This is a genomic window from Pseudoalteromonas sp. Z1A6 (assembly GCF_011378745.1).
In the GTDB taxonomy this organism is placed as follows: Bacteria; Pseudomonadota; Gammaproteobacteria; order Enterobacterales; family Alteromonadaceae; genus Pseudoalteromonas; species Pseudoalteromonas arctica.
Window position 1 is genome coordinate 1 of the sequence record NZ_WTKW01000408.1, and the last position, 3,408, is coordinate 3,408.

General features: G+C 35.5%; 2 protein-coding genes. One reads left to right on the forward strand and one right to left on the reverse strand.

Annotated elements, in window-relative coordinates:
• Positions 1–195: 195 nt before the first annotated feature.
• Positions 196–1,674, reverse strand: coding sequence for a sodium/proline symporter PutP (putP, locus tag GQR46_RS17835; protein ID WP_165728709.1), 1,479 nt, complete (start codon positions 1,672–1,674; stop codon positions 196–198).
• A gap of 332 nt (positions 1,675–2,006) precedes the next feature.
• Here putP and GQR46_RS17840 point away from each other — a divergent pair, with 332 nt between their 5' ends.
• On the forward strand, positions 2,007–3,233 hold the full coding sequence (locus GQR46_RS17840) for an HDOD domain-containing protein (protein ID WP_165741815.1): 1,227 nt from the start codon (positions 2,007–2,009) through the stop codon (positions 3,231–3,233).
• Positions 3,234–3,408 lie beyond the last annotated feature (175 nt).

The window sequence follows — 3,408 nt, forward strand, 5'->3', positions numbered from 1 at the left end:
CCAATTCACTTAATTAAGTGATCTATTTTGAGGGTAAAAAAACGTGTTGATAGCTAGGCAAAAAATTCGATATTTAGTTGTTCTAAATGATAATTTTTTAACGCCGGTAGCGACACATTAGCCCGCAAAATAATTAAGTATTATTGCGGATTGGTATTAATTACTACTCATTCAAAAATGAGTAGTAATTGCTATTTAAAGCTCTTTCTCTACTTCATCAAATAAAGCGGTAATGTTTTGCTCTGGCTCTTTTGTAGCTAAGCTAACAACAACAATTGCGATACTAGATAAAATAAAGCCAGGTACTATTTCGTACATAAAGCTACTTAAGCTTTCACCATTAATAGTAAACGGACCATAAACCCAAACAAGCACTGTAAACGCACCTACTAACATACCCGATAACGCACCGGCAAAATTCATACGTTTCCAGTAAAGGCTGAACAGTACCAATGGACCGAAAGCAGCACCAAAGCCTGCCCATGCATTACTTACTAGGTCTAAAATAGAGCTATCTCTGTCGTAAGCTAAGTAAATAGCAAACATAGCCACTACGGCAACGCTAATTCTACCAACAGTAACTAATTCAAAGTCGCTAGCATCTTTACGTAAAAATGTTTTATATAAATCTTCAGTCAATGAACTTGAGCTTACTAGCAATTGCGATGAGATAGTACTCATGATAGCAGCCAAAATTGCAGCTAGTAAAAAGCCAGCAATAAGTGGGTGGAACAATAACTCAGAAAGAATTAGGAAAATCGTTTCAGGATCTTCAACTACAATATTATTTTCATAAGTATAAGCAGCACCAAATATACCAGTACCAACAGCACCAAGGGCAGCAACAATCATCCATGTCATACCAATACGGCGAGCTTTAGGCATATCTTTAACACTACGTACCGACATAAAGCGAACAATGATATGTGGTTGACCAAAATAACCTAAACCCCATGCCATTGCAGAAATAATACCCAATGCAGAGCCTGCTCCAATCCAGTTAAGCATATCTGGATTTACACTATGTAAAGTAGATTCTAGAGGTTGTTCAAGTAAAGAGTATGCAACAGTAGGCACTAGAATCAGTGCGATGAACATAATACAACCTTGCACGAAATCAGTTAAGCTAACCGCTAAAAAACCACCAAACAAAGTGTATAAAACAACGACACCCGTTGTAATGTATAAACCCACTTCATAACTTAAACCAAATGAGCTTTCAAACAATTTTCCGCCGGCTACAACACCAGATGACGTGTAAAGAGTAAAGAAGACTATAATCACAACAGCTGATACAACACGTAATAAGTTTGACTTATCATTGAAGCGATTTGAGAAGTAATCTGGGATTGTTATAGAGTCATTTGCTTTTTCAGTGTACACACGTAATCTAGGTGCAACTAACAGATAATTTAACCAAGCACCAATCACCAAACCAATTGCTATCCATGTACTACTAAAACCAGTAACAAACATCGCACCAGGTAGGCCCATTAAAATCCAGCCACTCATGTCAGATGCACCTGCAGATAGTGCAGCAACACTTGGTGATAGATTTCGTCCACCTAACATGTAACCTGATACATCGCCAGTAGATTGCTTATATGCATATAGTCCGATACCTAACATTACAACAAAATATAATGCTAGTGAAATAATCATTCCTGTTTCCAAATTAGCCTCCGCATAATTATTAATAACAGGCTCTTGATCCGAATATTGACTCTTAAAATATTATAATAAAGACACTATTAGGATAAAAACCATTCTCGCTGACTATATCATGCCTAACAATAAAATCTCCAACTTGTTGCTTCCAGCTGATACAAAAATACTCATGTTGAATAATTTTAAAGCGAATTGGTAAAATATAATGAATTAAATAGAAGAAACACCTTAATTTATAATGATAATTTATTAATCATGCAAATATACGTAATGCTATTTTGAATCTTTTGCCATATATTATTACAATACCCAATTACATCACTCTTACGGAACTGTTTATGTATTTTTACGCTGCACGTCAACCGATTTTAGATAGAGATAAAAAACTTATCGGTTATGAGCTTTTATTTCGTGATGGCGTTGATAACGTATTTCCCGATATAGATGGTGACGAAGCAACAACACGACTTATAGAGGGTAGCCAGTTTAATTTTGGTTTAGAAGATTTAACTGACAATAAACCTGCCTATATAAACTTCACCCTAGAAACACTATCAAAGGGTTACCCTACACTACTAGGTAAAGACACTATAGTTGTAGAAATACTTGAAACTATCCAGCCTGGTAAGCGTTTATTAGCTATCGTTAAAGATTTAAAAGATAAAGGTTACACTATTGCTCTTGATGACTATATTCATCAACCTGTATGGCGTCATTTTTACCCATTTATTGATATTATTAAAATAGACTTTTTAGCATCCGATATAGATACAATAAAAACGGTTCTAAACGATTTAAAACCGCACTCACATATTAAGTTACTTGCCGAAAAAGTAGAAACCTATGAAATTTACCAACAAGCTTTAGAGCTTGGGTTTGATTATTTCCAAGGATTTTTCTTCTCAAAACCTGAAATGGTACAAAGTAAGGCTCTACCACCTTCAGAAATGGCATTAGCTGAATTACTTTACGAAACATCAAGTGTTGATATGGATCTTAAGAAAATCACTGATGTGTTTGAACGTGATGTAAACCTATCTTATAAATTACTTAGGTATTCAAATTCTGCCGCATTTGCAAGACGCGCAGAAATAAGTACCATTAAGCAAGCTCTTATAGTGCTTGGCGCCAATGAAATTAAAAAGCTATTGTCACTACTGTTTGCAGCACAAGTATCAGCAGACAAACCTGTAGAGCTAATTAGGCTATCGCTTACGCGCGCTCGATTTGCTGAATTGCTCGCTATATCCCATGGGCAGTTTAAAGATACCGGCATGGCATTTTTAACCGGTATGATGTCGCTAATGGATGCTATTTTAGATGAGAGTATGGAAAGCGTAATGAAAAAGCTTCCACTTTCTAATGATATAAAAGCAGCGCTATTAAACTATGAAGGCTTGCTAGCAAAATATTTAAACTTAGTTAAATACTACGAACAAGCAAACTGGTCAGCTGCAAACGAGCTAACGAAAGAGCTAAATCTAGGTGAAAAAGTTCCCGATGCTTATCATGAAGCGCTAGCTTGGGTTAATGAACAAATGCAGTTAGTAGTGAACGAAAAATAAACTACCTGAACTCTGGTTAAGATATTTACTAATATATTAAATCATAATGATATTTAAATTTATTTTTCTCTAGCCAGAGATTTTCAGTGAAAACAAGGCGAACTTACGCATCAATAGTTAGCCTATTGCAAGTAAATTCAACGTAGTTAGCGCTGAAAATAACTGCTCGAGATAG